General features: G+C 64.7%; 28 protein-coding genes. 8 read left to right on the top strand and 20 right to left on the bottom strand.

Annotation, left to right across the window (positions count from 1 at the left end; translation table 11 throughout):
• Nucleotides 1-117 precede the first annotated feature (117 nt).
• The 3 genes from RX330_RS16420 to RX330_RS16410 form a co-directional block, all read right to left on the bottom strand.
• Nucleotides 118-507: a Zn-ribbon domain-containing OB-fold protein gene (locus RX330_RS16420; RefSeq protein ID WP_317243655.1), complete on the bottom strand. Its 390-nt coding sequence runs from the start codon at nucleotides 505-507 to the stop codon at nucleotides 118-120.
• The gene (locus tag RX330_RS16415; protein ID WP_212092167.1) at nucleotides 507-1,664 is read right to left on the bottom strand and encodes a thiolase domain-containing protein; all 1,158 of its coding nucleotides are present in this window, start codon (nucleotides 1,662-1,664) and stop codon (nucleotides 507-509) included. The genes RX330_RS16420 and RX330_RS16415 overlap by 1 nt, the downstream gene beginning before the upstream one ends.
• 793 nt (nucleotides 1,665-2,457) lie before the next feature.
• Nucleotides 2,458-5,949 (bottom strand): indolepyruvate ferredoxin oxidoreductase family protein, encoded by a 3,492-nt coding sequence (locus tag RX330_RS16410; RefSeq protein WP_317243654.1) that lies wholly within the window; start codon nucleotides 5,947-5,949, stop codon nucleotides 2,458-2,460.
• 283 nt (nucleotides 5,950-6,232) lie between these two features.
• Here RX330_RS16410 and RX330_RS16405 point away from each other — a divergent pair, with 283 nt between their 5' ends.
• The gene (locus RX330_RS16405; protein WP_317243653.1) at nucleotides 6,233-7,453 is read left to right on the top strand and encodes a c-type cytochrome; all 1,221 of its coding nucleotides are present in this window, start codon (nucleotides 6,233-6,235) and stop codon (nucleotides 7,451-7,453) included.
• 60 nt (nucleotides 7,454-7,513) lie between these two features.
• On the opposite strand, the gene RX330_RS16400 is transcribed toward RX330_RS16405, so the two are convergent.
• Nucleotides 7,514-8,158, bottom strand: a complete 645-nt coding sequence (locus RX330_RS16400) for a trimeric intracellular cation channel family protein (RefSeq protein ID WP_317243652.1) — start codon at nucleotides 8,156-8,158, stop codon at nucleotides 7,514-7,516.
• A 180-nt stretch (nucleotides 8,159-8,338) separates the two neighbouring features.
• On the opposite strand from RX330_RS16400, the gene RX330_RS16395 reads away from it, so the two are divergent.
• Nucleotides 8,339-8,758 carry a hypothetical protein gene (locus RX330_RS16395; RefSeq protein ID WP_317243651.1) on the top strand — a complete coding sequence of 140 codons (420 nt, stop codon included), beginning with the start codon at nucleotides 8,339-8,341 and terminating at the stop codon, nucleotides 8,756-8,758.
• A gap of 55 nt (nucleotides 8,759-8,813) precedes the next feature.
• Here the strand turns inward: RX330_RS16395 and RX330_RS16390 are convergent, their stop codons facing one another.
• The 3 genes from RX330_RS16390 to RX330_RS16380 are packed head-to-tail and all read right to left on the bottom strand — an operon-like array spanning nucleotide 8,814 to nucleotide 10,362.
• Nucleotides 8,814-9,623 (bottom strand): oxaloacetate decarboxylase, encoded by an 810-nt coding sequence (locus RX330_RS16390; RefSeq protein ID WP_317243650.1) that lies wholly within the window; start codon nucleotides 9,621-9,623, stop codon nucleotides 8,814-8,816.
• Between the two features lie 51 nt (nucleotides 9,624-9,674).
• Nucleotides 9,675-10,025: an antibiotic biosynthesis monooxygenase family protein gene (locus RX330_RS16385; protein WP_212092173.1), complete on the bottom strand. Its 351-nt coding sequence runs from the start codon at nucleotides 10,023-10,025 to the stop codon at nucleotides 9,675-9,677.
• 28 nt (nucleotides 10,026-10,053) lie between these two features.
• Nucleotides 10,054-10,362: an NIPSNAP family protein gene (locus RX330_RS16380; RefSeq protein WP_317243649.1), complete on the bottom strand. Its 309-nt coding sequence runs from the start codon at nucleotides 10,360-10,362 to the stop codon at nucleotides 10,054-10,056.
• Between the two features lie 148 nt (nucleotides 10,363-10,510).
• Between RX330_RS16380 and RX330_RS16375 the strand changes: the two genes are divergently transcribed.
• Together RX330_RS16375 and RX330_RS16370 are read left to right on the top strand one after the other, a co-directional pair.
• The gene (locus RX330_RS16375; RefSeq protein ID WP_317243648.1) at nucleotides 10,511-11,209 is read left to right on the top strand and encodes an ArsR family transcriptional regulator; all 699 of its coding nucleotides are present in this window, start codon (nucleotides 10,511-10,513) and stop codon (nucleotides 11,207-11,209) included.
• Nucleotides 11,210-11,483: 274 nt separating this feature from the next.
• Entirely contained in the window at nucleotides 11,484-11,732 is a 249-nt protein-coding gene (locus RX330_RS16370; RefSeq protein WP_212092176.1) for a GCG_CRPN prefix-to-repeats domain-containing protein, read from the top strand.
• Nucleotides 11,733-11,887: 155 nt separating this feature from the next.
• Here RX330_RS16370 and RX330_RS16365 read toward each other — a convergent pair whose 3' ends face one another.
• Complete coding sequence (locus RX330_RS16365) at nucleotides 11,888-12,166, bottom strand: twin-arginine translocation signal domain-containing protein (protein ID WP_317243647.1); 279 nt, start codon at nucleotides 12,164-12,166, stop codon at nucleotides 11,888-11,890.
• 129 nt (nucleotides 12,167-12,295) lie between these two features.
• Complete coding sequence (locus RX330_RS16360; protein ID WP_317243646.1) at nucleotides 12,296-12,610, bottom strand: hypothetical protein; 315 nt, start codon at nucleotides 12,608-12,610, stop codon at nucleotides 12,296-12,298.
• A gap of 130 nt (nucleotides 12,611-12,740) precedes the next feature.
• On the opposite strand from RX330_RS16360, the gene RX330_RS16355 reads away from it, so the two are divergent.
• Entirely contained in the window at nucleotides 12,741-13,394 is a 654-nt protein-coding gene (locus RX330_RS16355; protein ID WP_317243645.1) for a glutathione S-transferase family protein, read from the top strand.
• 70 nt (nucleotides 13,395-13,464) lie between these two features.
• The gene (locus RX330_RS16350; protein ID WP_212092180.1) at nucleotides 13,465-13,617 is read left to right on the top strand and encodes a hypothetical protein; all 153 of its coding nucleotides are present in this window, start codon (nucleotides 13,465-13,467) and stop codon (nucleotides 13,615-13,617) included.
• A 21-nt stretch (nucleotides 13,618-13,638) separates the two neighbouring features.
• Here RX330_RS16350 and RX330_RS16345 read toward each other — a convergent pair whose 3' ends face one another.
• Together RX330_RS16345 and RX330_RS16340 are read right to left on the bottom strand one after the other, a co-directional pair.
• Nucleotides 13,639-13,986, bottom strand: a complete 348-nt coding sequence (locus tag RX330_RS16345; RefSeq protein WP_212092181.1) for a hypothetical protein — start codon at nucleotides 13,984-13,986, stop codon at nucleotides 13,639-13,641.
• A 624-nt stretch (nucleotides 13,987-14,610) separates the two neighbouring features.
• Nucleotides 14,611-16,143, bottom strand: a complete 1,533-nt coding sequence (locus tag RX330_RS16340) for an acyl-CoA carboxylase subunit beta (RefSeq protein ID WP_317243644.1) — start codon at nucleotides 16,141-16,143, stop codon at nucleotides 14,611-14,613.
• Nucleotides 16,144-16,281: 138 nt separating this feature from the next.
• Between RX330_RS16340 and RX330_RS16335 the strand changes: the two genes are divergently transcribed.
• Both RX330_RS16335 and RX330_RS16330 read left to right on the top strand, forming a co-directional pair.
• On the top strand, nucleotides 16,282-16,686 hold the full coding sequence (locus tag RX330_RS16335) for a DUF4260 domain-containing protein (RefSeq protein WP_028140985.1): 405 nt from the start codon (nucleotides 16,282-16,284) through the stop codon (nucleotides 16,684-16,686).
• Between the two features lie 129 nt (nucleotides 16,687-16,815).
• Nucleotides 16,816-17,409: a hypothetical protein gene (locus RX330_RS16330; RefSeq protein ID WP_317243643.1), complete on the top strand. Its 594-nt coding sequence runs from the start codon at nucleotides 16,816-16,818 to the stop codon at nucleotides 17,407-17,409.
• A gap of 286 nt (nucleotides 17,410-17,695) precedes the next feature.
• Here the strand turns inward: RX330_RS16330 and blaOXA are convergent, their stop codons facing one another.
• The 9 genes from blaOXA to RX330_RS16285 form a co-directional block, all read right to left on the bottom strand.
• Entirely contained in the window at nucleotides 17,696-18,514 is an 819-nt protein-coding gene (gene blaOXA, locus RX330_RS16325) for a class D beta-lactamase (RefSeq protein ID WP_317243642.1), read from the bottom strand.
• 147 nt (nucleotides 18,515-18,661) lie between these two features.
• Nucleotides 18,662-18,925 carry an EscU/YscU/HrcU family type III secretion system export apparatus switch protein gene (locus RX330_RS16320; RefSeq protein WP_063195078.1) on the bottom strand — a complete coding sequence of 88 codons (264 nt, stop codon included), beginning with the start codon at nucleotides 18,923-18,925 and terminating at the stop codon, nucleotides 18,662-18,664.
• Nucleotides 18,922-20,532 (bottom strand): flagellar hook-length control protein FliK, encoded by a 1,611-nt coding sequence (locus RX330_RS16315; protein ID WP_317243641.1) that lies wholly within the window; start codon nucleotides 20,530-20,532, stop codon nucleotides 18,922-18,924. The genes RX330_RS16320 and RX330_RS16315 overlap by 4 nt, the downstream gene beginning before the upstream one ends.
• Nucleotides 20,533-20,759: 227 nt before the next feature.
• A complete protein-coding gene (locus tag RX330_RS16310; RefSeq protein WP_317243640.1) occupies nucleotides 20,760-21,194 on the bottom strand; it encodes a nuclear transport factor 2 family protein in 435 nt (144 codons plus the stop codon).
• 102 nt (nucleotides 21,195-21,296) lie between these two features.
• The gene (locus RX330_RS16305) at nucleotides 21,297-22,082 is read right to left on the bottom strand and encodes an ATP12 family chaperone protein (RefSeq protein ID WP_317243639.1); all 786 of its coding nucleotides are present in this window, start codon (nucleotides 22,080-22,082) and stop codon (nucleotides 21,297-21,299) included.
• 73 nt (nucleotides 22,083-22,155) lie between these two features.
• Nucleotides 22,156-22,455, bottom strand: coding sequence for a hypothetical protein (locus RX330_RS16300; protein WP_317243638.1), 300 nt, complete (start codon nucleotides 22,453-22,455; stop codon nucleotides 22,156-22,158).
• Between the two features lie 40 nt (nucleotides 22,456-22,495).
• The gene (locus tag RX330_RS16295) at nucleotides 22,496-23,710 is read right to left on the bottom strand and encodes an RluA family pseudouridine synthase (protein ID WP_317243637.1); all 1,215 of its coding nucleotides are present in this window, start codon (nucleotides 23,708-23,710) and stop codon (nucleotides 22,496-22,498) included.
• Between the two features lie 52 nt (nucleotides 23,711-23,762).
• Complete coding sequence (locus tag RX330_RS16290) at nucleotides 23,763-25,100, bottom strand: replication-associated recombination protein A (RefSeq protein WP_317243636.1); 1,338 nt, start codon at nucleotides 25,098-25,100, stop codon at nucleotides 23,763-23,765.
• The gene (locus tag RX330_RS16285; RefSeq protein ID WP_212092192.1) at nucleotides 25,097-26,503 is read right to left on the bottom strand and encodes a DegQ family serine endoprotease; all 1,407 of its coding nucleotides are present in this window, start codon (nucleotides 26,501-26,503) and stop codon (nucleotides 25,097-25,099) included. The genes RX330_RS16290 and RX330_RS16285 overlap by 4 nt, the downstream gene beginning before the upstream one ends.
• Nucleotides 26,504-26,765 lie beyond the last annotated feature (262 nt).

The raw sequence follows: 26,765 nt of genomic DNA, 5'->3' as shown, positions 1-26,765 counted from the left end.
AACAAACTCGTTTGGGTGAGGGGTTGCTTCCCCATCGAAAACTTTCTCCGCGGAGCGATACCCCTCATCCGGCGCTTCGCGCCACCTTCTCCCACAAGGGGAGAAGGGAAGTAAGAACTACACCACCGTGAAGAACGGCAGCGGCGCGCCGTCGGTCGGCTTGAACACCACCTTCACCTTCTGGCCGATTTTCAGCTTCTCGAGATCGCAGTCGACGAAGTTGGTCTGCACCGACGGCCCCTCCTTCAGCGTGACATAGCCGATGGCGTAGGGGCCGGTCGGCGACTTCCGCATCAGGCTCCAGGTGTAGATGGTGCCCTCGCCCGATGCCTCCTCCCACACCGTCTTGTCGGAGTAACAGAACGGACAGATCGAGCGCGGGAAGTAATGCGCTTCGCCGCAGGCGGTGCAGCGCTTGATCATGAACTTGCCTTGCTTGGCCGCGTCCCAGAACGCCGCGGTCTCGGGGTTCGTCACTGGTGCCGGGTATTTCTTTGCTTCGTTCATCACACGCGCTCCAGAATGGCGGTCGAGGCGGCGTGGCGAACGCCCAGAAGGCCGCCGGTGCCGTGAGCGATCGCGAGATCGCAATTCTTGACCTGCACCTTCGGATGCGCCTCGCCGCGCAGCTGCCTGACAGCCTCGATGATCTTGGTCATGCCGCCGCGATTGACCGGATGGTTGCTGCAGAGGCCGCCGCCGTCGGTGTTGAACGGCAGCTTGCCGACGCCCGAGATCAGATTGCCGTCGGCAACGAACTTGCCGCCCTCGCCCTTCTTGCAGAAGCCGAGGTCTTCGAGCTGCATCAACACGGTGATGGTGAAGCTGTCATAGATCGAGGCGTATTTGATGTCTTTCGGCGTGATGCCCGCTTCCTCGAACGCGCGCGGGCCGGACCAGATGCCGGCGGAGTATGTGAGATCGAGATCCTTGCCGCCGCGCGGGCCCTTCATGGCTTCGCCGTGGCCGATCAAGCGCACAAGCGGCTTCTTCAGGCTCTTGGCGATCTCCGGCGTCGTCACGATCAGCGCGCCGCCGCCGTCGGAGACGACGCAGCAATCCATGCGATGCAAGGGATCGGAGATCATCGGAGAGTTCAGCACGTCCTCGACGGTGACGACATCTTTCAGCATCGCATGCGGATTGTATTGCGCGTGATGCGAGGCCGCGACCTTGATCCAGGCGAGCTGCTCCGAGGTGGTGCCGTAGTCGTGCATATGGCGCATGGCACACATGCCGTAGGCATTGTGCGTGGTCGCGCCGTAAGCGGATTCGAAATCGGCCTCGGCGCCGGCTGCGCGCGGTGGCATCACCCCGGTGCGCGGCTTGCCGGCGAGCGTGATCAGCGCGATCGAGCATTTGCCCGCGGCGATCGCCTCGGCGGCGTGGCCGAGATGGATGATGTAGGAACAACCGCCGGTCTCGGTGGAATCGACGTGGCGGAGCTTCTTGGTGTTCAGGCCGAGATAATCGACCATCGGCCAGGCGCCGCCGGGCGCGTCGCCCGCGCAGAAATAGCCGTCCACATCGTCCTTGGAGAGCCCGGCATCCTCGATCGCGCCCTTGGCGACCTCGGCATGGAGCTGCGCTGTGGATTTGTCCGGCGCATGCCGGGTCGGGTGTTCAAATATCCCGGCAATGTAGGCCTTGCCCTTGATGGTCAAAACAGAGGTCTCCGCTCGCGTTTCTTATTGCCCCGTTTTTCTGAACCGCGGTGGGCAGATTGGCAAGCGCGGAAATATTCCGTCGGGCGAGAGGATGGCGGGTTGGCGCAAGTGGCGAGCTCTCGTGTCCCGGACACGCTGCAACGCTTCAGCAGACACACGCCCGCATCCTCGCGGCGCGTCTCGCCCGAGCTTTGCGTCCGTCTTGCTCCCCTCTGAAAACAGAGGGCGCAGGGAAGACCGGGTGCCGGCTGGGCACCCACGGTCCGCTGTGCGCGAATGCGCGAAGAACAGATGCACAGCGGCATACAGGTGCGGCCAAGCAACCGGCCTTCCCTGCGCAGTGGTTTTACGGCTTATGTCGTGATCTCCCCGGGGAGCGTTGCACTATTGCCCCCGTCGCCTTGCGGATGACCGCAAGACTTGACGTACAGACCCCGGACGTCAGGACCACACGATTTTGCCGTACGCGCGACCGCGCCTGTCGTGTGCACGATTGCTCGTGCGACGCAGCCCGCGTCCACCGCCACTCACCCCGCGTTTCGTGACGATCGCGATACGCCCCTCTGAGAGGGATGAGGTAGCAAACAATTACGACAATCCCGAATTTCGGTAAAGTGGAATATTTTTACCCCGGTGGATTGACCCGCCTATTGGGTGTTTTGCCCGGCAGGCAACGCAAGGGATGGTGTCGTAGGGTGGGCAAGCGAAGTGCGCCCACGTTCCCGTGCAATCCTGGCGAGGCGGTGGGCACGGCGCTTTGCGCCTTTGCCCACCCGACGACGAGACCGCCCTATTCCGCGGCGATCTGCCTTGGCGCGGGCGGCGGATTGGCGAGATCGGCCGCAAGCTGCGCATAGCGGGCCTTGGCGTCGTTCACGGCCTTCTCCTTGACCGGGCCGTAGCCGCGGATGCGGTCGGGCAGCGAGAGCAGTTCGACTGCGGTGTCGATCGTGACCGGCGACAGCAGGCCGAGCACGGTGGAGACGTCCTTCTCGTAGCCGGCGATCAGATCGCGCTCGAGCTTGCGGTCGGCGCTGCGGCCGAAGATGTCGAACGGGGTGCCGCGCAGGACTTTGAATTTTGCCAGCACGCGGAACACGTTCAGCATCCATGGGCCGAAGGCGCGCTTCCTGGGGCGACCGAGCGCGTCGACGCCGCTCGCCAAAATCGGCGGCGCGAGATTGAAGTTGAACTTGAAGTCGCCCTCGAACTGATCGCGGAGCTGCTGCTCGAAAGCGCCGTCGGTGTAGAGGCGTGCAACTTCGTATTCATCCTTGTAGGCAAGCAGCTTGGCGTAGTTCACCGCGACCGCGCGCGGCAGAGCCTCGCCATAGCCGCCCTGCTTGGCAGCATCGCGAACCTGATCGACCAACTTGCGATAGCGCCGTGCCAGCCGGCCGTTTTGATAGGCGATCAGGTGCTTGACGCGATGCTCGATCACTTCGTCGAGCGTCATTGCGTCCAGCGTCTTCGGCGGAACCACCTCGTCGGTTCCCTTCAGCATGTCGGCGAGGCGCTGGGGATCTGCCACCGCGAGGCGGCCGAGGCGGAAGGCCTCCTTGTTCACCTTGATCGAGACACCGTTGATCTCGATCGCCTGCTCGATCGATTCAGCCGACAGCGGGAATAGCCCCTTCTGGTAGGCGTAACCCATCATCATCATGTTGGTGGCGATGGCATCGCCGAGCAGCTGCTCGGCCGGCTTGGTGAAATCGAAGAAGACGGAGTCCTTGTGCAGCGCCGTCTCGAGCAATCCGTTCAGCTTGCGGGTCTGGAAGTTGAAATCGCGGTTGAGGACGAAGTCGGCGGTCGGGATGACGTGGCTGTTGATGATGCCGTGGGTGCGGTTGCTATCGCAGAGCGAAATCGTGTCCTTGGCAACCGCGACCACCTCGTCCGCGGCGAGCACCAGATCGGCCGTGCCGGTGACGATCCGTGAGCAGGTCACTTCCGCCGGATGGTCCGACAGGCGAACGTGGCTGAGCACCGCGCCACCTTTTTGCGCGAGGCCCGACATATCGAGGATCATCGAGGCCTTGCCCTCGATATGGGCGGCCATGCCGAGCAGCGCGCCGATGGTGAGAACGCCAGTGCCGCCGACTCCGCCGACCGCGATGTTGTAGGGCTTGTCCAGCGTCGGGCGCGAAGCCGGCTCGGGCAGCTCGCCGATCTCGCTGAGCTCAGCCGGCGCGCGGTGGCGCGGCTTGCCGCCGTCCACGGTGACGAAGGACGGGCAGAAACCCTTGAGGCAGGAATAATCCTTGTTGCAGGAGGACTGATTGATGGCGCGCTTGCGGCCGAATTCGGTCTCCAGCGGCTCGACCGAGATGCAGTTCGACTGCACGGAGCAGTCGCCGCAGCCTTCGCAGACCGCCGGGTTGATCATGACGCGGCGCGCCGGATCCTCCATCAGGCCGCGCTTGCGGCGGCGGCGCTTTTCCGCGGCGCAGGTCTGCACGAAGACGATCGCCGAGGTGCCCTTATGCTCCCGGCACATCTTCATGACGTTCTGCAGTTCGTCGCGATGATACAGCTTCACGCCGGGCGCGATGCTGTCCGCCGGATAGGCGTCGGGCGCCTCCGAGACCAGATAAATCTCGCGAATGCCTTCGGCGTGGAGCTGGAAGGTGATCTGTTGCGGCGAGAGATCGCCGTCATGACGCTGGCCGCCGGTCATGGCGACGGCGTCGTTGTAGAGGATCTTGTAGGTGATGTTGGTCTTGGAGGCGACTGCTTGCCGGATCGCCAGAAGCCCGGAGTGGAAATAGGTGCCGTCGCCGAGGTTCGCAAAAATGTGGTTCTCGTTGGTGAAGGGCGCGATGCCGACCCATGGCACGCCCTCGCCGCCCATATGCGTAAAGGTCTCGGTCGAGCGGTCCATCCACAGCGCCATGAAGTGACAACCGATGCCGGCCAGCGCGCGGCTGCCTTCGGGGACCTTCGTGGAGGTGTTGTGGGGACAGCCGGAGCAGAAATACGGTGTTCGGGACACGGGGGCGACCGCCTGCATCTGGGTCGCCTGACGGCCGTTGAACCAGTCGGCCTTGACGCGGAGCATCTCCGCGATCTCGGGGTTCAGATTGAGCCTCAGAAGTCTCTCGGTGAGCGAGGTCGCTAGCGAGGCGACGCTGAGCTCGGCGGCGAAGGTCAGGAAGCGCTTGTCGTGCTCGTCCATCTTGCCGACGATGCGCGGGCGGACGTCGTCGCGCCAGTTGAACAGCACCTGCTTGACCTGGTTCTCGACGATCTCGCGCCGTTCCTCGACGATGAAGATCTCTTCGAGCCCGACGGCGAATTCATGCACGCCTTCCGGCTCCAGCGGCCAGGGCATGCCGATTTTGTAGAGACGGAGGCCGATCTTGGCGGCGACCTCCTCGGTGATCCCGAGCTCGCGCAGCGCCTGCCGCACGTCCTCGTAGCTCTTGCCTGATGCCATGATGCCGAAACGGGCGTTCGGCGAATCCATGGTGACCCGGTTGACCTTGTTGGCGCGCGCAAAGGCGATCGCGGCAAAGCCCTTGTAGTCCTGCAGGCGGCGATCCTGCTCGAAGCGGTCGTCGGGCCAGCGCAGGTTAAGGCCGCCGGGCGGCAGCTCGAAATCGGCGGGGATGATGAAGGGCTTCATCTCGTCGGTGAGGTCGATCTCGGCGGTGGTCTCCACCGTCTCCGTGATCACCTTCATGCCGACCCAGCAGCCGGAATAGCGCGACATCGCGATGCCCAAGAGGCCCATCTCGATCATCTCATGGATGCTCGAGGGATAGAGATACGGCATCAGCGCCGACATGAAGGCATGGTCGGATTGATGCGGGACGGTGGAGGATTTGGCGCCATGGTCGTCGCCGGCAAGGCAGAGCACGCCGCCGTTCTTGGCCGAGCCCGCGGCATTGCCGTGGCGGAACACGTCGCCGCAGCGGTCGACGCCGGGGCCCTTGCCGTACCAGATGCCGACCACACCGTCGTATTTGGCACCGGGCGAGAGGTTGAGCTGCTGCGAGCCCCAGACGGCGGTGGCCGCCAGATCCTCGTTCACGCCGGGTTGGAACTTGATGTTGTACTGTTCGAGATGCTTGCGCGCCGCGAAGAGCTGCTGGTCGTAGCCGCCGAGCGGCGAGCCGCGATAGCCTGAGATGAAGCCCGCGGTGTTGAGGCCGCTGGCGCGGTCGCGCCGGATCTGGGCCATGGGCAGCCGGACCAGGGCCTGGATGCCCGTGGTGAAGACGTGTCCGGTCTCCTGGGTGTATTTTTGATCGAGACTGATCGGACCCTGGTTGATGCCCATGCTGTCCTCTTTCCAACGCCCTGTTCAGGTCTTGCCGCTTAAGCCGTTGCCTGCCCGTCTTTTTTAGCTAGGGCGCGCCGACCATTTGCGCCACTCTATGTCGGATATTTAACGCTCCGCATCACAATTCTGGACCAAAGGCGGCGCCGGGTAAAAATCGCAACTTCGTGGCCTGAAATACGCCGGGCGTTTTCAATTTGTGTCACCATCCCCCCACCGTGGCGAAATGAATGGATGCGCCGCTATGGTGCGATGACGGCGATTGGTCGCGGGAGAGGCTTCGATGCGGACGATTCTGGCTGTGATCGCGTTGTGCAGTGCGGTTGCGAATGCGGCCCTCGCCGCCGCGCCATCACCGGAGCAGATCGCCTACGGCAAGACGCTGGTCGAGGCCGGCGGCTGCGCAGGTTGCCACACCGCCGATCCCGCAAAACCGTTCGCGGGCGGCAAGCGCATCGATACGCCCTTCGGCGCGATCTATGCGCCGAACCTGACCCCGGACCGCGACACCGGGATCGGCGCCTGGACGGACGCCGACTTCGTGCGCGCGGTGCGCACCGGCATCGCGCCCGACGGCTCGAACTATTACCCGGCCTTTCCCTACCCCTACTTCACGAAGATGACCAAGGACGACACGCTGGCGATCCGCGCCTATCTCGGCACGCTCGCGCCGGTCGTCACCCGCAACAAGCCGCCGGAGCTGCGCTGGCCGTTCGGCTATCGCGGACTGATGCGGATCTGGAACGCGATGTATTTCAAGCCCGGCCTGTTCGAGCCGGACCAGAGCAAGAGCGCGGCCTGGAACAGGGGCGGCTACCTCGTCACGGGGCTAGGTCATTGCGGCGCCTGCCACACGCCCAAGACCTATTTCGGCGCGGACAAGAGCGCGCAAGCACTTTCGGGCAACGAGATGAGCGGCTGGTTCGCACCAAGGCTCGACGGCGCCGCCCGCACCGGGCTGAAGTCGTGGAGCGAGGCTGACATCACGGAGTATCTGCAGAGCGGACGCAATGCCCGGAGCCATGCCGGCGGGCCGATGGCGGAGGTGGTCGTCAACTCGACCTCGAAGATGAGCGATGCCGATGTGCGCGCGATCGCGGTCTACTTGAAGAGCTTGCCGCCGGCACGGCGCGAAACGATCGTGACGCCGCCTGGCGACGCCGAGATGAAGGCCGGCCAGGCCGTCTACGCAAAACTCTGCATCGCCTGCCATGAAGCCGACGGCTCAGGTGCCCCGCGCATCTATCCGCCACTACCGGGCAACGCGCTGCTGCAATCCAACAATCCCTCCTCCACCTTGCGCATCATCCTCGACGGCGCCCACACCGTGACCACTCCGCGCGCGCCCAACACTGGCGAGATGCCGGGCTATGCCAAGCAACTGTCCGATGGTGAGATCGCGGCGGTGACGAACTACATCCGCAATTCCTGGGGCAATGCCGGCCTGCTGGTGACGCCGTCGCAAGTGGCGAAGGCGAGGAAGGAAGGCGCCAATGGGGAGTAGCGAGTAGCGAATGACCGGATCTATTCGCCATTCGCCATTCGCCAATCGCGCGCGACAGCGTCACCGCTCCTCATCCCCCGTGAACACGAATTTCGGCATCTCCCATCTGTAGCGCACAGCGAGCAGGCGGAAGCTGAGACCGAGCACGAAGGTCAGGATCGTCCAGAGCTCGGCATTGAGATTGAGGCCGAACGCCGTCGCGTAGAACAGTCCGGTGACCACCGAGACGCTGGCGTAGAGCTCGGCGCGGAACAACAACGGCACGTCGTTGCAGAGCACGTCGCGCAAGACGCCGCCGGCGCAGCCCGTCACCATGCCGGCGACGATCACGATCGGCAGCGAGGCATCCATCTGCCAGCCAACATTGCAGCCGATCATGGTGAAGACGACGAGGCCTATGGCATCGAGCACGATGAAGGCCAGGTGCAGCCGATGCACCAGCCGCGCGATCAGGATGGTCAACAGCGCCGCGCCACCCGGCAGCGCGAGATAGATCGGGTTGGCCACCCACACCAGCGGATAGTGACCGAGAAACAAATCGCGCAGCGTGCCGCCGCCCAGCGCCGTGACGCAGGCGAGAAGACAAACGCCGACATAATCCATGCTGCGCCGGCCGGCGGCCAGCGCCGCGGTCATGCCCTCCGCCGTGATGGCGACGTATCCCAGAAGATGCAACACGCTATCCGTCGGCGGCAGGCTCCACATAGCTTAAACCCCCTGGGCTAGTTCCCTTCGTCTCGGCCATGGAACTCGCATTCGGTTCCCTGCCCCCACAGGTTCCCGATTCCCGGCATGAGGGCAACATGCGACGAAAGCATAGGGAGCGCGGAACAGAATCTCGCATCCACGGGTTGTCCAGGCGTCTTAACCGAGGAGATCCAATCGATGGCTGACGACCGTTTTCCCAACGATCCGTACCGCCCGAACCTCGCCGACGATGAGTATCTTCGCACGGCGCGCCGGGATGCCGACCTTCAGGCCGACCCCGAGCTTGGCGAAGGCCCCGCCTCCAGCGGCAAGGTTGCGTTGTTCGCCGTTGCGATCGCACTGGTGCTGGGTGCCGTGTTCTACGGCCTGAACAATACCAGCACGACCAATGAGGCCAGCAACACACCGGCCTCGCAGACGGCACAGACGCAGCCCGCCAATCCGGCCGCGCCTTCCGGCATGCGCGACGTGACGCCGCGCACCAACACCGGCCCGGGCGTGACCACGGGCGCTGCGCCGAGCAGGCCGGCTGCCCCGGATACGCCTGCTGCAAAGCCGGCGCCGGATACGCCGGCGCCGTCTGAAGGCGCGAAGTAAGACTTCGCATTGAGACGTGAGAGCGGCGGGACATTGTCCCGCCGCTCTTCGTTTGCTAGCTGAACATCTTGTTGAGCTCGCCGCCGGAATAGCCGCTGCCGAGCTCGGTGAACGTGCCCTTCTCCGCCATCTCTTTTGCCGCACGCATGAAGCCGCCCCAGGCGGCACGCGCAAGCGAGCCACCGACGCTGATCCGGCGTACGCCGAGATCGGCGGCTTCCTGCAGCGACAGGCCGGACGCGCCGATCAGCAGGTTGAACGGTTTCGGTGCGACAGCCTTCACCACAGCGCTGATGTCCTCGCGGGTCTTCAGGCCCGGTGCATAAAGGCAATCCGCCCCCGCGTCCGCGTATGCGGTGAGCCGGTCGATGACCAGCTTGAGATCGGTCACACCCCACAAATAGGCTTCGCAGCGGGCGACCAGCAGCGTGCCGCTGTCACCGATCGCCTTGCGCGAGGCCTTGATGCGCTCGACCGCGAGCGTGCGCTCGTAAATCGGCCTGTCCTTGTCGCCGGTGGAATCCTCGATCGACAGACCGGCAACGCCGGTGCGCACGCCGCGCTCGACATTGTCCGCGACCCTGTCCGGCTCGACCGCGAAGCCGCCCTCGAAATCGGCGTTGACAGGAATATCGACGGCCGAGCTCAATGCTGCAAGATGCTGACAGACGTCCTCGACGGTGACGTGGTTGTCGGCCTTGCCGATGGTCCAAGCAAAGCCCGCGCTCGACGAGGCGAGTGCCTTGAACCCGAGATGCTGCAACGCCTTGGCGCTGCCGACGTCGACCGGATTGGGCAGGATGAAGCACCCGCCCTCGTGCATCTTCCTGAAGGTCGCGCGCTTGTCAGCAGTTGTCACGTGCATGTTTCTCTCCCCTATTTGCCGCGAAGACATAGGCGCGCATTCACGCCAGCGCTAGTGCGCGTCGTGCACCGCCCGACTGTCCTTCGGCGCCTGCTCGCGATCGTTCATGCTGTAATCCCTGATCACGCTGGCGATGCGCAGATGATAATCGGCGAAGATCTTTGCGCGGCCCTTGGCCTGGGTGCGGCGGTGCTCCATCGTGTTGCGCCATGCCTGCACCGCCGCCTCGTCGCGCCAGAATGACACCGAAAGGATCTTGCCCTTCTCGGTCAGGCTCTCGAAACGCTCGACCGAGATGAAGCCGTCGATGGTTTGCAGCAGCGGCTTCAGGTCGGCCGCGAGGTCGAAATAATCCTGGCGGTGTTCGGGCTTGGGCCAGACCTCGAAAATCACGGCGATCATGGGCATCTCCTGCAAACGGCGTGTTGGCCTACAATACCACTTTGCGCAGGAAGGTGCGCTCTTCCGCGAAGATGAATTTCTCGGCCTCCGCAAAGTTGAAGTTGGCCGTGCCGTCGAGATCGGCGCGCAGCCGTTTGCGATAGGATTCGTACGCCGCCAGGCTCTCGAAGGAAATCAGCCCAAAGGCGATGTTGTTGGTGCCCTCATGCGGCATGAAGTAGCCGATCAGGTCACCACCGCATTTCGGGATGATGGTGAGCCAGCGTTTGGAATATTCCTCGAACTGCGCGCGCTTGAAGGGATCGAGCTGGTAGCGAATGAAAACGGTGACGGACATGATGGGCTCCTGAATTTTGGTTGCGAGAAGCGCGAGCAGCACCGTCGCCGCTGAAGCATCTGGACTGCTTGGCGTCGCTCGCAATGACGTGTTCGTGCCAACACGCTACGCGCTTGCCCGACCACAATGCTTCGGCTACCATCGAAGCATGAAAGCTGGACCCGACATCGCCATGGTCGCTGCACTGGTCGGCGACCCCGCCCGCGCCAACATGCTCACCGCGCTGATGAACGGACGCGCGCTGACCGCGAGCGAGCTGGCGCAGGAGGCCGGCATCACGCCGCAGACTGCGAGCTCGCATCTGTCCAAGCTCGAGGCCGGCGGACTGGTCGAGCCGGAGAAGCAGGGCCGCCACCGCTACTATCGCCTCACCGACGACGACGTCGCCGGCGTGCTCGAAGGTCTGGCGGGACTAGCGGCGCGGACCGGCCACATGCGGGTGCGCACCGGGCCAAAGGATCCGGCATTGCGGCGCGCGCGGATCTGCTACGACCATCTCGCCGGCGATCTCGGTGTGCAAATGCTCGATTCCCTGCGCGAGCGGAATCTGATCCGGCAGAAGAAGCAGGACATCGAGCTGACGGCCGAGGGCGAGCGCTTCCTCGCCAAACATCTGCAGATCTCGTCCGACATGCTGACCCACCCGCGCCGCCCGGTGTGCAAGGCCTGCCTCGACTGGAGCGAGCGGCGGCATCACCTCGCCGGCACGCTCGGGGCAGCCATGATGCGGCGCTTCGCCGAACTGAAATGGGCGGCGCGCGACGCGACGCCCGGCAGCCGCGTCGTGAACTTCACCCGTACCGGCGAGAAGCAGTTTGCCGCGCTGTTCGGCGACGGAAAGAACTGAAGGCGCGCGTCAACTGCTCCCGTCGGCTTCCTGAAGGCGCCGGAGCAACACAGCGAGCTGATGCCGCATTTTCCCGGCCGCCTTCGCCAGTTTCTGTCGTCCAAAGCCGCATGCGGGAAACGTTCATGCCGCATTCAGGTCATGATTGGCAGGTTTGGATCGCACCGTGTCGATGTGTTGCAAGATTTGACATATCGAATCGTGTCTCTTGATTCATTGTGCGCCACAAGCGCCAAACCCAAAGACTTCCCCTAAGGACGAGAAGGAAGATCAAATGAAATACCTGTTAGCCGCCGCCATGCTCGCCAGCTCGGTGGTCGGTTTCAGCGAGGCGGCCAGTGCCGCCGAGGGCTGCGGCCGAGGGTACTATCGCGGTCCCTATGGAAACTGCCGCCCGATGCGTGGCGCGGTCGTGGTGCGCCCTGCCCCCGTGATTGTCGCCCCGCCGGTCGTCGTCGTGCCCCGCGCGCGCACGTGCCCCTATGGCTTGCACTGGTACGCCGGCCGCTGCCGCCCGTACTGATCTCTTCCGTTCGCGAAAGGGCCGCGCGGCGAAAGCCTGCGCGGCCATTTTTTTGCCTGCCGCCGGCGATTCGTATGCCCAACCGGAGCGCTTCCAGAATCGAAACGGGGACCGCCCAGCGGCGATCCCCGTCCGATTCGCTGTTTACTGCGCGCTCACCAGTGATGGTGGCGGTGCCGGCGCCGACGATGCCGGCGCCAATGACGATGGCCCCAGCCACGATGGCGGCCACGCCAGTGAACCTGTTCGGGCGTCAGCCTGGCGGCTTCTTCGCTGGTGGTGACCGCGGGATGAGCGTCGGAATTTCCCTGCGGCGTGCGAGCGGGGTCACTGAGCGGCGGCGGCGACAGCGGCGCGGCCTGCGCGGTCGCGGCGAAGACGGCGGCGCCCGCCGTCAGCCCCAATGCGAGTTTCAAAAAGTTTCGACGCTCCATGACATGTCCTCTAGGCTACCAACCAAGTGATGCAGAGGAATTGTCGGGCTCACGACATGAACCAAGGCTGAATCAACCAAGGCTGAATCGTGGGTTCAGATTCGTTGCGACGCGGACATTCGGCGTGCCCTACTGCGAAAACTCCTGCGCGAGCACCAGCGTCTCGCGCGAGCGCTTCACGTCGGGCCAGTCGCGGTCGAAATCGGCGACGAGTTTTTGCAACGCGTCTCCCTTCAGCATCGCCGCGAGCTTGGCCTCGTCATCGAACTGATACGTCGCCTGGTGCAGCGAGGGATCATCGAGGCTCCAGAACCGCCACGCCTTGCTCACGCCAAAGGCCTTCACCGCGTCGGGCAGATGTTCGGTCTCGTACCATCTGTCGAAGGCTGCGCGTTTGCTGGCGTCGGAGACAATGGCACGGACGACGAAGAAGGCTGCAGGCATCGGATTTCCTCCTGTTATGTCCGACGAGACTAACCGGTTAAACCACCGGCGACAAAAAAAGTCGGCACCCCTGTCGGGATGGGCGCCCTTTGCTCGTCCTTTGTGTCGAACCAGGACACGGAGACTGCAAATGGCCGACCTCACCCTGACCACCTTCGATTGGGTTCCCGAAGCGCCGCGCGGCTTCGTGCGCGACCTTCGCGTGCGCTGGGCCCTCGAAGAAGCCGCCTTGCCCTATCGGGTCGCCGGCGTGCCGTTCGAGGATCGCGGGCCTGCGCATTTCGCGCACCAGCCCTTCGGCCAGGTGCCGTGGCTGACCGATGGCGACCTCTCGATCTTCGAGAGCGGCGCGATTCTGCTGCATCTCGGCGGGCTCAGCGAGAAGCTGATGCCTGCCGACCCGCGCGGTCGTGGCGAGGCGACGGAATGGGTGTTCGCAGCGCTCAATTCGGTCGAGATGGCCGCCCTGCCCTGGGCCATGTCGAAGTTCATGGGACATCCGACCGACACGCAGGCGTGGAAGTTCGTGGACGACTTCCTCAAGCTTCGCCTGAAGCATCTCGAGCCGGTGCTGGCCAGCCGCGAATGGCTGGCGGGCTCGTTTTCCGTCGCCGACATCCTGATGTCGGATGTGCTGCGCGTCGTCGATGGTTTCGGAGGCTTGGCGGATAGCCCCGCCTGCCGCGCCTACGCCGCACGCGCCACCGGCCGCCCGGCCTTTCTCAAGGCCCACGCCGACCAGATGGCGCATTTCGCCGCGGGGGATAAGGCACGCGAAACGTGATGCGTCTCACATAATCAATCAAGCGCCTGGCCTACTGTCGCCAACAAGGAAGCAGTTCGAAAGGTGACCCATGGTCCGCATCGAATATCTCAAGCAACAGATCGCCCGCGCCGAGCGGCTGGCCAAAGCCATCCTCGACCGGCAGACCGCCGATCGGCTGCAAGCCTTCGCCGCCGAATGCCGCGCGGAGCTCTCGGAGCTGACGCTCAAGTCCGCCGCGTGAGGCGCGCCGGCGCTCGGTGCGTCAAACCAGCTTTAGCGGCGCGTCCGCGACGACTCGCAGGTCGATGCTGCCGATCAGCGCCGCACGGCGCGCTTCCGCAGCGCTGATGGCTTCGTCCGTCTGCCGCAGCGTCGAGACATTCGAGCCGAGCGAGACGATGCCGCCCAGCACCAGTGCAATCGATCCGAGGGCTGCCGTCTGACCGAAGCCGAACAGACCGAGGATCGTCACCAACAGCAGCACCGCTCCGCCCCCAATCGCGATCTTCGACGCCAGGATGTATTTGCGGCAGCGCTCGGCGATCTCGGCGAGCCGCTCGATGCGATCTTCGATGTCGGAGATTTCGTCGGTGGGATCGTCTTCGGTCATTGGAACTTGTGAGCGAGCGGATCGGGGGACAAGCGAAACGTCGGTTATAGAGGGCGCCACCGCCTAGGACACCGGCACGACGCACGCAGGGATGGGCCCAATCGACATCGCGGGCTCGCGCGAAGAATCAGCAGTGTTGACCGGTACATCGGAATCGTTTGCGGGACCGGGCAAGACCCTGACGCGAACAGCCACTCGGTCTCGCCTTCGATCGGTGACCGCTTCGTAGCGGAGACTATCCCGCCCGCTGTACCCAGGTCGTGCCAGGTAAAACAGGCTTATGCCGCGAATCCAGCGCCCGATACAGGCTCGATCGCTTCCGGTGTCGCCTGCCACCGCGAAATCCTCAATGCGATAGCAGACGATCCCATGTTCTGGCGACTTCACAAGCAAGAGCCGGGGAAGCTCGACTGGCGCGCACGTACTGTCGGCGTCGGCGTAGCCTTCGATAACAGTCTCTTCCGACGTCCGGGCGGTGACGGTCATCTCGCTGTCTTGCGCGAAACACGAGACGTCCATCGCCAGGACTGCGGACAACACGCCCAATATCAGGTCACACGGTCCAACGGCGCGCCGCGATAATCTTGATCGTCGACGCCAAATTGCCACCGGCGTGCCCTCCCCTCACAACGGCAAATTGTCGTGCTTCTTCGCTGGCGTTTCCACCTTCTTGTCCTTCAGCATCGCCAGCGCCCGCGCGATCCGTTTCCGCGTCGAGTGCGGCATGATGACGTCGTCGATATAGCCGCGCTCGGCCGCGATGAAGGGGGACAGGAAGCGGTCTTCGTATTCCTTGGTGCGGGCGGCGATCTTGTCGGGGTCGCCGATGTCGCTGCGGAAGATGATCTCGACCGCGCCCTTGGCGCCCATCACCGCGATCTGGGCGGTCGGCCAGGCATAGTTCATGTCGGCGCCGATTTCCTTGGACGCCATGACGTCGAAGGCGCCGCCATAGGCCTTGCGGGTAATGACGGTGACGAGCGGCACGGTGCATTGCGAATAGGCGAACAGCAGCTTCGCGCCGTGCTTGATCAGACCGCCATATTCCTGCGCAGTGCCGGGCAGGAAGCCCGGCACGTCGACGAAGGTGACGATCGGGATGTTGAAGGCGTCGCAGAAGCGGACGAAGCGCGCCGCCTTGCGCGATGCGTCGCTGTCGAGCACGCCGGCCAGCACCATGGGCTGGTTGGCGACGAAGCCGACGGTGCGGCCCGCGATGCGGCCGAAGCCGGTGACGATGTTCTTGGCGAACATGTCCGCAATCTCGAAGAAGTCGCCCTCGTCCACGACCTTCAGGATCAGCTCCTTCATGTCGTAGGGCTTGTTCGGATTGTCGGGGATCAGCGTGTCCAGGGACATGTCGACGCGGCCGATATCGTCGAAGCTCGGCCATTCCGGCACGCCGTCGGTGTTGTTGGAGGGCAGAAAGTCGATCAGCCGACGCATCTGGAGCAGCGTCTCGACGTCGTTTTCGAAGGCGCCGTCCGCGATCGAGGAGCGCGTGGCGTGCACCGAGGCGCCGCCCAACTCTTCCGCGGTCACGACCTCATTGGTCACGGTCTTCACGACGTCCGGGCCGGTGACGAACATGTAGCTGGTGTTCTTCACCATGAAGATGAAGTCGGTCATCGCAGGCGAATAGACGTCGCCGCCGGCGCAGGGCCCCATGATGACGGAAATCTGCGGGATCACGCCCGAGGCCAGCACGTTGCGGCGAAACACGTAGGAGTAGCCGGCGAGCGCGGCGACGCCTTCCTGGATGCGGGCGCCGCCCGCGTCATAGAGGCCGATGATGGGCGCCCTCGCCTTCATCGCCATGTCCTGGAGTTTCGTGATCTTCAGCGCGTGCGTTTCCGAGAGAGACCCTCCGAACACGGTGAAATCCTTGGCAAAGACAAACGTCTTGCGGCCGTTGACCGTGCCCCACCCCGTGACGACGCCGTCGCCGGGGATCTTGTTCTTCTCCATGCCGAACTCGGTGGAGCGGTGCTCGACGAACATGTCGAATTCCTCGAACGATCCCTTGTCGAGCAGCAGCTCGATCCGCTCGCGCGCGGTCAGCTTGCCGCGGGCGTGCTGCGCCTCGATGCGCTTCTCCCCGCCGCCGAGCTTTGCGCCGGCACGACGATCTTCAAGGGCGTCCAGGATGTGTTTCATTTGCTCCCGCCAGTTCTTAAGTGATGCGGGGTTCTAACACGGCATTTTGCGACCCGGAAAGCGCCTTTCCGCGTCGCAGGGCTGCCCTGTCCGGGCTTAAAGCGTGAGAGATTACAAGGTTTTGCCCGGGAGGCGAGCATGGACGAGAGAATGGCCGAGACAGGGGCTGCAACGGGCGGCGTCAACATCCTGCTGCGGCTGGAGGGCCTCACCCTGTTCATCGGGATGGTGATGCTCTACTGGGCCTGGGACGGCTCCTGGCTGGTCTTTGCCCTGCTCTTCTTCGTCCCGGATCTCAGCTTCCTGGCATACCTGTCCGACGCCAAATTCGGCGCGCTGGTCTACAACGCTGCCCACAGCTACATGGCGCCGGTATCGCTGCTGACGCTCGGCTTCGGCCTCGGCTCGCCGCTCACCTTGTCCATCGCGTTGATCTGGCTCGCCCATATCGGCATCGACCGGGCCCTCGGCTATGGCCTGAAATATTCTGCGGGGTTTGGCTTTACCCATCTGGGCCGGATCGGACGGCAAAAGGACGCCTGACGCCGGCGCCAGCCAGTTGACCGGGCCGGCCGATTCAGGCTTGCTCCGAGCTTACGATCAGGCGCCGAATGTTGCGTGAGCCCGGTTCGGTACGGCGGCGGTCACCACAGCCTGGCTCAAGCGTCACACATGTCCGCGACGGTCGTCCCCCTGCCGCCGAACTCATCGTCAGAAACCGTCGACTTCCTGCGGCGCATGGCCAGCATGGTGTCGGGGCGGAATGGCGAAACGCTGCTGCGTGCCGCAAGCCTGATCGAGTCGCTGACGCATCGGGCGATGTCAGCCGAGCGGCTCTATCACGAGCAACAGATCGAGAGCACGCGCAATGCGGAGCTGCGCCAAGCCGCAGAGCTGGCCTCCGACGCCATGGTCGGCCAGATCGCAGCGCTGCGGGCGCAGCTTTCCGAGGTCACCGCAGCGGCCGCAGCCGAGCGCGCCGCCTTCGATGCCGAGCGCGGCAAGCTGATCGGCCTGATGCAGAATGCCGAGAGCCATATCGGCAAGCTCACGAGCGAACTGGATAGCGTGCGTGCCTCCGTCGACAGCTTCAACGAGACGGCGGTTTCCGTGCCCATCGAGGTGCTGCGGCTGGCACGGACACAGTTCGATTATCTCTCCACCGGCTTTGCCAGACGCGGCGACGTGATCTCGCAGGCGATGAGCGAGATCGGCGGCTTTGCCATCGACCAGGCGCTGGCGGCGAAGAAGACCGACACCGCCTGAGGCGGTCGCCGTCTGCGTCAAATTGACAGCGCGCGACTCCGTTGTCCGAAGACGGCCGCTGAAGCGCGCAAGGCGGTGGAGGAATTTTTGCAGGTGTTGTTCGAGCTGGGGTGAGTGCCCGCTCCAAATGCAATGTCGTAGGGTAGGCAAAGCGTAGCGTGCCCACGGATTGTAGCCCATTAGAGGGAGATGGTGGGCACGGCGCCTTGGGCCTTTGCCCACCCTACGGCTGGGTTGCTTCGTTGCGCTCGCAATGACATTGGAGTGAGGCGTCGGCGTGATCGCGCTAGATCGCGCCGATCTCGGCGAGGCAGGCCTGCGTCAGCGACATGCGCTCACTGATGTGGCGCGGCTCCTTGCAGTCCATGTTGAGCGCGAACACCGTGTGCGCTTCGCCCTTCTCGGCCCAGCCGACCATCCAGCCGAGCGACGGTTCACCGCGCTCCGCACCCAGCAGGCCCGACTTGGCGCGGATGACGCTGTCGCCCACCTTGGTCACCGGCAGGATGTCAGCGACGAGGTCCTGGCTGCGCTTGCTGACCGGCAGTGCGCGGCGGCGCAGCCGATCGACGAAATCGATCTGCTCGACCGGATCGATGCGCAACGCCCCGGTGAGCCAGAACTGGTCGATGCCGCCGCCGATGTCGCGGTTGCCGTAGTCGAACTCGTCGACGTATTTTTGCATGCGCTCCTGGCCGATGCGGCGCGCGATCTCCTGATAGACCGGCACCGCGCTCACGGCGATCGCGCTGCGCAGCGTGTGATCCTTGTTCCAGGCCTCGATCGGCCGCTTCACGCCGTCCCAGGCAAACACGTCCTTGTCGGGATCGGTGACGACGCCGGTCTCCAGCGCGATCAGCGAGTTCGGGATCTTGAAGGTCGAGGCCGGCAGCTTCCCCTCGCCCGAACGCTCCTTGTCGGAGGCGACGACCAGATAGTCCTCGACCTTGTAGCCGACGAAGGTGCCCGATGTGCCGAGGTCGGTGAAGCGCTTTGCCAGGCTGTCGCGGATCTCGTTGCGCGGCGGCGCGACGTGGGCGAGCGCGCGCTGCGGCATGGTGGCGGCTGCGGCGAGCAGGCCGAGGGTGGAACGGCGGGTGAGCAAGAGCGATGTCCGTTGAACGATGAAGGTGACGGCTACAATGCCGCCGATATCTGGTCAAACGATGACGGATTGCTTCTTGAGCATGATCTGTCCGGAAAACCGCTGCACACTTTGCGCTGACGCGGCCCTTCGGGTCCGGATCATGCTCTACCGCCCTCGGCCCGACAGCCGCAGCACGAACACAAGCACCTCGGCGACCGCCTTGTAGAGATCCGGCGGGATCTCCTCGCCGAGCTCCACCTTGGACAGTGCGCCGGCCAGGACCTCGTTCTCCTCGATCGGGATGTCGTGGGCCTTGGCGATCTCGACGATCTTTTCGCCAATCGTGCCCTTGCCCTTGGCGACGACAACCGGCGCGCCAGAGCCCTTCTCGTAGTGCAGCGCAATCGCGAGCTTGGATGGGTCGCTCATGTGGCGCGATCCAGAAAATGGCCGGCGCGGGCCGGTGCCGGTTGCGGCGGCGTGCCGTCGCGCACGATGATGTCGCCGGGCTTGAGCTCGGCCCTCATCAGGGCCTGATTGAGCTCACCGATGCCGGCGCGGAGCTGCTGCGCGGTCACGGGCCGCTCCGCCCACATCCGCACGAACGTCTTGTCGCCGCTCAGCGTGATCAGCGCATGCACCGGGCCGGCCGGCTCGACGTTGAGCGAAAAGCGCGCGCGCCAGGCTTGCTTGGCGGCATCGGCGGATTCGTTGCCTCCGTCGCGCGAGATCTCGAATTGCGCCATCGCGGTGCCTTGCGGCGTTGAAAAGGGTATCTCGAAATTCCACTGCGGCACGGCCGGGTCGATGCGGTGGCCGGACGCGTCAGTGCGATCGGGGAGCGAAGCGACCTGGAGCAGGGTCTGCCGCGCGATCGCGGCATCGGTGTCGTCGAGCAGGCGATGTACCGTGGCCGCCAGCGGCGTATCCGGCGCGAGCGACGGCGAGGCGATGGCCTGCGACGCCGGCAATGCTCCGCGAAACGGCGGCGGTGTGGTCGCGTGAGCGGCCGCCTCGAAGACGTGGCCATCAGGCACGGCCTTGTTGGACCCTGGCACATTGCCGAGCATCCGCGGCAGGTTTTGGGTCATCTCCTGCAAGAGGCTGGCGGCAAGGCCTGCGGACATGATCCGTGGCATCGCGGCCTGCGCAGCGCCGTCGGCGGTATCAGCCGGGACGGCGGCCGCGGGCGTGGCGCTGCGCGGCATTTGCTGCGGTTGAGCGATCTCGGCCTCGGGCGACGGCACCGCGGCCAGTGCTGCCCGGCCGGTTGCTTGAGCCGGCGCGGCTGTCCCCGTCGCGTTGGACGCAGGCGCTGCAGCTTGCGCCCTTGGCGCGGAGGACTCGAGCGTGGCCAGCGTCTGGCGCAGCACGAGCAACGCCGCTTTCAGATCCGGCCCTGCGCCGGACGACGGCGTCGCGCCCGCGGCCAGCGAGGCCTCGAGGAACAGCCCGGATTTCTGGAACGCGGACTCGACATCGGCGCCATCGAGCCCGGGATTGAGCGGCGTCTGCTGCGCCAGCACGTTCAGCACGGCCTGCTTGAGCCCCGCCGGCAAATTGCTGCCGGTAACGATGGATGCCAGATTGGCAAACAGCGGCGCCTGGCTGCCCTGCTTCGCCGCGGCCTCGGCCGAAGCCAATGTGACTGCAATCCGTTCGGTCGGCGTCAGCGCATTGCGCGCTGCGCTTGCCGACAGCGCCAGCGGCGGGCTGTCCACCAGTGAGGCCGCGCGGGCCGTCAACGTGACCTGGTCGGGAGTGGTCTCGCCTGCCCCGCCCATGACCGCGAGCCGGATGGTCCCGTCGTTCTTCGACACCGCGAGCTGGAGGTTCTGCCCGGGCGTGAGCGCCACCTCCGACATCACGTCCATCGACAGGTTTGCGATCGCGATCCGCACCAGATTGTCGGCGAGCACGCTGACGACCTTGGCGTTCACGACGCTGCCGGGCTGCAATGCGAGATCGGGCGTCGTCGCATCAGCCACGGAGCTGGCGGCACTGACCGGAAGGATCGAGCTGATCGGCGTCGGCATCTCAGGGGCCCGGGGAATGCTGGCCCACCCTAACGCGCCCCTCGTAAACCTCTCGTTAAGTCTACGGCTCTGATTTCGTTAATGCCGTTGCGCCGGATGGGGGACAAATGCGCTGTCATTCCCGACCTGTGCAGGCAAACTGGGCGATGTCTCAATGGGAGTTCCGCCTGGGCGTCAAGCCGACTTGAGGGACCGCAACATGCGACGAGGTGTGTGGGCAGCCGCCTTCAGATGATGCCGTGCTTCCTCAACAGCGCTCGCTCGTCGCCGGATACCCAGCCGAACACCTTCGGCTCCCCGTTCAGATCCTGAATGAAGTAGTGGACGTCAAAATCTATCGCTATGTCTGGTTGATCCTTGCTGGCATAGGTTGCCGTCCAGGCGACATGGGCCATGCAATGATGCTCGTCTATCGGTGAGAGGCGTACATCGCGTATCCGCATTTCCTTCGTCCCGATCGCCCGATAGCGTTCGTAACCTTGCGCCATAACCTTCTTGAGTTGATCGTCGTTCTTTCCAGCCGTCACCCCGGCAGGCGAGGCGGCGATGAAGTCGGAAGCATAAAGCGATGCGACCTCATCTGGATCGACGTTGCCATCGAGCGATCTATTGAAGAACGTCTCGTATCGCTCAAAGAACTTCCTTACACCGTCTTCCGTCATTTTCTTTCCAAGTCCCAAACGCCGCGATCGATGCAAAAGGCCGCCAGCTGACGATCAGTTCCCGCAGAAAAACCGGACATCCGGATCCTCTCGTTAAGAACCTCAGGCCGCAGGCGGCTTTGCCGCCGCCAAAAACGCCACGGCGGCCTCGAAATCCCTGAAGCGGGCAGCGCGCCGGTGAGCGGCCTCCTCGTCCACGCCCCATTGGTCGATATTCCAGTCCTCATCGACATGGGCGGCGGCCCAGACCTGGTCGGCGTCGCGCGCGCCGTGCGCCAGGGCCAGCGCCAGCAACGCCGAGCCAGTCAGGGTCGTCACCACGTGGAGTGCGGCGACCGACCAGGCATCCCCGGGCAGCGCGGCGCGCGCGGCCCTGACCGCTTCGTCCGGCTGTTTCACATGCATGACACCCTCGGACAGGATGAAATGTGCGCCCAAAGTCTCCGCGGCCCAGAACAGCACCGGATCCCAATGTGCGGCCTCGCGGGCCACCAGCCCCTCAGGATGGCCGGCGCGATAGAACAGCAGATCGGACTCGAAATATCTTGCGAGATCGTCGCTGACGAGCTCGACGCGGTCGACGACGCTCTCCACGACGCTGTTCGCGATCCGCGTCAGTGGCATGGTCACGGGATCGATCGTCTCCCCTTGGGCCGCCCATTCGGAGGCCACCGCATCGGCCAGTGCGCGCGAGGGGATCACCACCTGACGGCCGGAGGGTGTGCGGATCGGCTTGCCGTCGAGCGCGATGGCGAAGCCGCCTTCGGCCTCGGTGACGCCGGCCGTCTTGTAAAAGCGCTTGCGCAGCGGCGTGCGCGCGGATGCGCGCGCCGATGCCCGGGGATCCGGCGCGGGCTGCCCCGCAGCTTCTTCGAACAATTCGCGCATGTCGGTTCTTCGGTCCCTGTCCTCAACAAATTACCGCCGCCGTCCCGGCGAAGGCCAGGCGACGATGACTGCATTAGTTCGCGCAACTGCGCGCATATGTGCCGCGATCGGCCGGCCCAAGCCCCGCAGCTGCAGCGTCGTCGAGGCACTTCGTGACGCGATCGCTGAACGAATTGCGCGGGAGTGGCCCGTAATTGTAGCGCAGCGGCGCATCGAATTGCGGAACTTTCGGCACCTCGATCTTCGGCGGCGGTGGCGGCGCAGGCTGCGAAGGAGCAAGCCTAGAGGCGCCCGGAGACACATATTGCGCCTGGACAGCTCGCCCCATGAACAGAGCAACAAACAGCACCACACCGATCGAAAGCCGCGTCATGGCGGATATGTCGTGCGCCCAATGTCCTCATTCAACCCGGCTATTCCTCCGGAGCGTTTTCGATCGGATCAAATCTGGTTGCGTCGAGACCGAGCAGGTTCCACGATTGCTGCATGTGCGGCGGCAGCGGCGCGGTCGCGTCGATCACGCCGCCGCGCGGATGCGGGATGACGATGCGGCGCGCCAACAGATGCAACCGGTTTTGCAGGCCGCCCGGCAGCTGCCAGTTTTCGATGTTGAAATATTTGGGATCGCCGACGATGGGGTGGCCGATATGGGCCATGTGGGCGCGCAGCTGGTGGGTGCGGCCCGTCACCGGCTTCAGCGAGACCCAGGTCAGCTTGTTGCCGGCGGTCTCGACCACGGCGTAGTACGTCACCGCGTGGCTTGCGCCCTCGTCGCCGTGCTGGGCGATGCGCATGATGGTATCGTCCTCGCTCTCCTCCTTGGCAAGAAAGGTCGAGATGCGGCCCTGCTTGGGCTTCGGCAGCCCCGGCACCAGCGCCCAATAGACCTTGCGCGCCGACCGCGAGCGGAACGCGCCGGTCAGATGCGAGGCGGCAAAGCGCGTCTTCGCAACCAGCAAGCAACCCGACGTCTCCCTGTCGATGCGGTGCACGAGGCGCGGCTTCTGGCCCTTGGAGTCGCGCATCACCTCCAGCATCTGGTCGATGTGCCGCGTCATGCCCGAGCCGCCCTGCACGGCAAGGCCGGCGGGCTTGTTCAGGACGAGGACGTCGTCGTCCTCCCAGATGGTCATTTCCTTCAGCGCCTTGAGCGTCTTCTGCGCAGCCTCCGACAGTTCGCCGACGACCTTCGGCGTGTCGAGCTTGAGCGGTGGAATGCGGACGCTCTGGCCCTCCTCCAGGCGGTCCTTGCTGTCGACACGCTTGCCGTCGACGCGCAGCTCGCCTTTGCGCACGACGCGCTGGATGTGGGAGAACGATAGGCCGGGAAACCGCGCTTCGAGGAAGCGATCGACGCGCATGTTGTTCTCGTCGGCCGTCACGATGACGGTCTGCACCTTGGTCGGCAGCAATGCCTCGACGGGCTTTGCCGGCTCAGGTCTCTCCTGGACAACTTTCGGCGGACGCCGCTCCGCGCGCTCGCCCGCAAAGCGCGGCGGCTTTCCACCGGGCTTGCCGCCCGGACGCGGGCCGGCTGTCTTCGCGCTGCGCGCCTGATGAGGGCGCGCTTCCTTGCGCTCGTCGCGCGAACGGGGCTTGGGATCGGTTCTTTTGATACGGCGGCTCATGGCTGCCTGCGTACCCTAAAAGCCGGCTGCCGTCACGGCGAAATGGCCGTTTCTAGCCTGTCCCGCCCCGCTCTTTCCGCAACTTCGCCCAGTAATCCAGCCGCTTCCTGATCTCGCGCTCGAAGCCGCGCTCGGGCGGGTCGTAGAAGGTCTGCCGGCCCAGGGCTTCGGGGAAGTAATCCTGGCCGGAGAAGGCATCCGGCATATCGTGGTCGTATTCGTATGAGGCACCGTAGCCTTCCGACTTCATGAGCTTGGTCGGGGAGTTGAGGATGTGCTTGGGCGGCAGCAGCGAGCCGGCCTGTTTTGCGACCTGCATCGCCGTGCCGAAGGCGGTGTAGACTGCGTTCGATTTCGGCGCGGTGGCGAGATAGACTACCGCCTGCGCGATCGCGAGCTCACCCTCGGGATGGCCGAGGAAGTCGAAGGCATCCTTGGCTGCGTTGGCGATGACGAGCGCCTGCGGATCGGCGAGGCCGATGTCCTCCACCGCCATGCGCACGACGCGGCGGGCCAGGAACAACGGGTCCTCGCCGGCATCCAGCATGCGCGCGAGGTAATACAGCGCAGCATCGGGATCGGAGCCGCGCACCGACTTATGCAGCGCCGAGATCAGGTTGTAATGGCCGTCGGCCGACTTGTCGTAGATCGGAGCGCGGCGCTGCAGGATGTCCTGCAATTGCGCGGCATTGAAAATCTCGTCCGCCCGCGCCGAGCGCCAGACCTCTTCGGCGAGCGTGAGTGAAGCACGGCCATCGCCGTCGGCCATGCGCACCAGCACCGCGCGCGCCTCTTCATCGAGCGGCAGCTTCCTGCCCTCGACCGCCTCGGCATGCGCGAACAGCTTTTCGATGGCGGCAGCGTCGAGCGAGCGAAACACCAGGACGCGCGCGCGAGAGAGCAACGCCGCGTTGAGTTCGAAGGACGGGTTCTCGGTGGTGGCGCCGACCATGACCACCGTGCCGTCTTCCATCACGGGCAGAAACGAATCCTGCTGCGCGCGATTGAAGCGATGCACCTCGTCGACGAACAGCAGTGTGCCCTTGCCCATCTCGCGGCGGGCACGCGCGGCGTCGAAAGCCTTCTTCAGGTCGGCGACGCCGGAGAACACCGCGGAGATCTGCTCGAAATGCAGATCGGTCGCATCCGCCAGCAGCCGCGCCACCGTGGTCTTGCCGGTGCCAGGCGGTCCCCAGAACACCAGCGATCCCAGCGTGCGCGTCTCCAGCATGCGCGTCAGGGCGCCGTCGGGACCGAGGATATGGTCCTGCCCGACGACCTCCGACAACACGCGCGGGCGTAAGCGGTCCGGCAGCGGATGCGGGGCGTCGTGGTCGAGCCCCGCCGCAGCGAAGAGAGTTGACGTCTGCTGTGGTCGCTTCGGACTCATCCGCCCAGCGTGACGTTGATCTGCTGGCCGCCGCGCACCAGCGTGATGCGCCAGATCCTCGCGCGCTCGCCCGCCGCCTTTTCCAGATCGACGGTCTTGCTGATCTTCTGGTTGTTGACGGCGAGGATGATGTCGCCCTTCTGGAAGCCGACATTCGCGGCCGCACTGTCGCCGCCGAGATCGGTGATCACGACTCCCTCGGTATCGGCGTCAAGATGCAGCTCGTCGGCAACCGCCGGAGTGATGGTCGAGACCTTCGCGCCCTGGAACGGCGAGCGGGCGGTGACGACGAGTTCGTTGCGTCCCGTATCGGGTGCGGTCTCGAGCGCCACTGTCAGCTTGACGGGCTTGCCACCACGCTGCACATCGATCTGCGCGCTACCGCCAAGCGGACGGGTGGCGAAGCGATAGTCGAAGGCGTTGGGATCATCGACGATCTGGCCGTCGATTCCGGTGATGAGGTCGGAGGATTTCAGGCCGGCCTTCGCGGCGGGGCCATTCGAGACCACGCTCGCCACCAGCGCGCCGGTCGGCGACCGCAAGCCCAGGCTCTCGGCAATCTCCGGCGTCACCACCTGCAACTTCGCCCCGAGCCACGGCCGCTTCACCGCCTTGCCGCCGCTCTTGGCGGAGCTGACGACGACACGCACCATGTTGGCGGGGATCGCAAAGCCGATTCCTTGCGAGCCGCCGGAGCGCGAATAGATCGCGGTGTTGATGCCGGCGAGCTTGCCGCTCATGTCGACCAGCGCGCCGCCGGAATTGCCGGGATTGATCGCAGCGTCAGTCTGGATGAAGAACTGGTAGTCCGTGATCCCGACCTGCGTGCGCGCGAGCGCCGAGATGATGCCATGAGTCACGGTCTGGCCGACGCCGAAGGGATTGCCGATCGCAAGCACGACGTCGCCGACCAGCAATTCGTCGGAATTGGTGAAATCGAGGGTCGGAAATTTCTCCTTGCTGTCCTTCAGCCGCAGCACGGCGAGATCGGTGCGGGAATCCTTCAAGAGGATCTCGGCCTCGAACTCGCGCTTGTCGGACAGCGATACCTTCACCTGGTCCGCACCCTCGATGACATGAACGTTGGTGACGACGAGGCCGGAGGCATCAACGATGACGCCGGAGCCAAGCGAGCGCTGCATCTGCTCGGGCTGCTGGCCGGGCACGCCGAAGAAGCGGCGGAAGACGGGGTCATCAAGCAGCGGATTGCGGTTCTGCACCACCTTGGCGGCATAGACGTTGACGACGGCCGGCTGCACCCGCTGCACGATCGGCGCATAGGATAGACGCAGCTCGGCCGGCGAGGACGGAACACGGCGATCCTGCGCCGGAGCCGGATTGAAGTGGGCGGAAAAGCCTATGCACAAGGCCGTGACGGCGGCGGTCCAGCTCGTTCGAAACATTCCTACCTCTTGGAAAAGACGCCGGAATATAGGCGCGTTCGCCCCCCAATAGAAGGGCGCCGGGCGGCAATTCGGGCCCCTTTTCCGGTGTGTCCGGGACGCAAGCCGAGCGTGCGAATCGGCAATTTGCATCATGGCTCGATTGGCATGATGCGCATCATCCCGCATTGTGATGTCGAGCGGATTCGGTTGCGGCGAATTTGCATCAGTCGGAACCCACACAAGCGCGTCGCAGCGTCGCGGGCCGGTCATCGATCATACC

This window comes from Bradyrhizobium sp. NDS-1 (assembly GCF_032918005.1).
GTDB lineage: Bacteria > Pseudomonadota > Alphaproteobacteria > Rhizobiales > Xanthobacteraceae > Bradyrhizobium > Bradyrhizobium tunisiense.
The sequence above is the reverse complement of the archived record's forward strand: the minus strand, read 5'-3'. Positions and strand labels throughout refer to the sequence as shown.

Bases quoted from the DNA above. Each gene is read 5' to 3' on its own strand.
- RX330_RS16420 (WP_317243655.1), bottom strand. From the start codon at position 507: ATGAACGAAGCAAAGAAATACCCGGCACCAGTGACGAACCCCGAGACC.
- RX330_RS16410 (WP_317243654.1), bottom strand. From the start codon at position 5,949: ATGGGCATCAACCAGGGTCCGATCAGTCTCGATCAAAAATACACCCAG.
- RX330_RS16405 (WP_317243653.1), top strand. From the start codon at position 6,233: ATGCGGACGATTCTGGCTGTGATCGCGTTGTGCAGTGCGGTTGCGAAT.
- RX330_RS16400 (WP_317243652.1), bottom strand. From the start codon at position 8,158: ATGTGGAGCCTGCCGCCGACGGATAGCGTGTTGCATCTTCTGGGATAC.
- RX330_RS16395 (WP_317243651.1), top strand. From the start codon at position 8,339: ATGGCTGACGACCGTTTTCCCAACGATCCGTACCGCCCGAACCTCGCC.
- RX330_RS16390 (WP_317243650.1), bottom strand. From the start codon at position 9,623: ATGCACGTGACAACTGCTGACAAGCGCGCGACCTTCAGGAAGATGCAC.
- RX330_RS16385 (WP_212092173.1), bottom strand. From the start codon at position 10,025: ATGATCGCCGTGATTTTCGAGGTCTGGCCCAAGCCCGAACACCGCCAG.
- RX330_RS16380 (WP_317243649.1), bottom strand. From the start codon at position 10,362: ATGTCCGTCACCGTTTTCATTCGCTACCAGCTCGATCCCTTCAAGCGC.
- RX330_RS16375 (WP_317243648.1), top strand. From the start codon at position 10,511: ATGAAAGCTGGACCCGACATCGCCATGGTCGCTGCACTGGTCGGCGAC.
- RX330_RS16370 (WP_212092176.1), top strand. From the start codon at position 11,484: ATGAAATACCTGTTAGCCGCCGCCATGCTCGCCAGCTCGGTGGTCGGT.
- RX330_RS16365 (WP_317243647.1), bottom strand. From the start codon at position 12,166: ATGGAGCGTCGAAACTTTTTGAAACTCGCATTGGGGCTGACGGCGGGC.
- RX330_RS16360 (WP_317243646.1), bottom strand. From the start codon at position 12,610: ATGCCTGCAGCCTTCTTCGTCGTCCGTGCCATTGTCTCCGACGCCAGC.
- RX330_RS16355 (WP_317243645.1), top strand. From the start codon at position 12,741: ATGGCCGACCTCACCCTGACCACCTTCGATTGGGTTCCCGAAGCGCCG.
- RX330_RS16350 (WP_212092180.1), top strand. From the start codon at position 13,465: ATGGTCCGCATCGAATATCTCAAGCAACAGATCGCCCGCGCCGAGCGG.
- RX330_RS16345 (WP_212092181.1), bottom strand. From the start codon at position 13,986: ATGACCGAAGACGATCCCACCGACGAAATCTCCGACATCGAAGATCGC.
- RX330_RS16340 (WP_317243644.1), bottom strand. From the start codon at position 16,143: ATGAAACACATCCTGGACGCCCTTGAAGATCGTCGTGCCGGCGCAAAG.
- RX330_RS16335 (WP_028140985.1), top strand. From the start codon at position 16,282: ATGGACGAGAGAATGGCCGAGACAGGGGCTGCAACGGGCGGCGTCAAC.
- RX330_RS16330 (WP_317243643.1), top strand. From the start codon at position 16,816: ATGTCCGCGACGGTCGTCCCCCTGCCGCCGAACTCATCGTCAGAAACC.
- RX330_RS16320 (WP_063195078.1), bottom strand. From the start codon at position 18,925: ATGAGCGACCCATCCAAGCTCGCGATTGCGCTGCACTACGAGAAGGGC.
- RX330_RS16315 (WP_317243641.1), bottom strand. From the start codon at position 20,532: ATGCCGACGCCGATCAGCTCGATCCTTCCGGTCAGTGCCGCCAGCTCC.
- RX330_RS16310 (WP_317243640.1), bottom strand. From the start codon at position 21,194: ATGACGGAAGACGGTGTAAGGAAGTTCTTTGAGCGATACGAGACGTTC.
- RX330_RS16305 (WP_317243639.1), bottom strand. From the start codon at position 22,082: ATGCGCGAATTGTTCGAAGAAGCTGCGGGGCAGCCCGCGCCGGATCCC.
- RX330_RS16300 (WP_317243638.1), bottom strand. From the start codon at position 22,455: ATGACGCGGCTTTCGATCGGTGTGGTGCTGTTTGTTGCTCTGTTCATG.
- RX330_RS16295 (WP_317243637.1), bottom strand. From the start codon at position 23,710: ATGAGCCGCCGTATCAAAAGAACCGATCCCAAGCCCCGTTCGCGCGAC.
- RX330_RS16290 (WP_317243636.1), bottom strand. From the start codon at position 25,100: ATGAGTCCGAAGCGACCACAGCAGACGTCAACTCTCTTCGCTGCGGCG.
- RX330_RS16285 (WP_212092192.1), bottom strand. From the start codon at position 26,503: ATGTTTCGAACGAGCTGGACCGCCGCCGTCACGGCCTTGTGCATAGGC.